1 protein-coding gene is annotated in these 635 nt (G+C 65.0%); it reads left to right on the top strand.

Annotation, left to right across the window (positions count from 1 at the left end; genetic code table 11):
* On the top strand, positions 1 to 635 hold a 635-nt coding region (locus tag EN879_RS38030; protein ID WP_281034640.1), incomplete at both ends, for a phenylalanine--tRNA ligase beta subunit-related protein.

Raw genomic sequence — 635 nt, 5'->3', positions numbered from 1 at the left:
CGCCAGGGATCTGGCGGCGAGCGGGCTTGGCCGCCTCGTCGGCGGCGCCATCATGCCGCATGTCGGCAATGGCATGTGTCCGATCAAGGTGACGATCGAAGCGCCGGAGCTTTGCCCCGGCTTCGCGCTCAACTTGGTCAAGGGCGTCAAGAATGGACCCTCGCCAAAATGGCTGCAGCAGCGGCTGATCGCCATTGGGCTGAGACCCATCAGCGCACTGGTCGACATCACCAACTACGTCACCTTCGACCGCGGCCGCCCGCTGCATGTGTTCGACGCCAGCAAGGTTGCCGGCAATCTCGTCGTGCGCCGCGCGCGCGATGGTGAAAAGGTGCAGGCGCTCGACGGCCGCGAATACACGCTGACGCCGGAAATGTGCGTCATCGCAGATGACAACGGCGTCGAGTCGATCGCCGGCGTCATGGGCGGCGAGCATTCGGGCTGCGACGAGAACACCTCAGATGTGCTGATCGAATCCGCCCTTTGGGATCCGATCACCACGGCGCGCACCGGCCGCACGCTCGGCATCATTACCGACGCGCGCTACCGTTTCGAGCGCGGCGTCGACCCCGAATTCATGGTTCCGGGCGTCGAACTGGCGACGAAACTGGTGCTCGATTTCTGCGGCGGCACGC

The organism is Mesorhizobium sp. M7A.F.Ca.AU.002.02.1.1 (assembly GCF_003998535.1).
In the GTDB taxonomy this organism is placed as follows: domain Bacteria; phylum Pseudomonadota; class Alphaproteobacteria; order Rhizobiales; family Rhizobiaceae; genus Mesorhizobium; species Mesorhizobium ciceri.
This window is presented reverse-complemented; position numbering and strand designations above follow the sequence as displayed.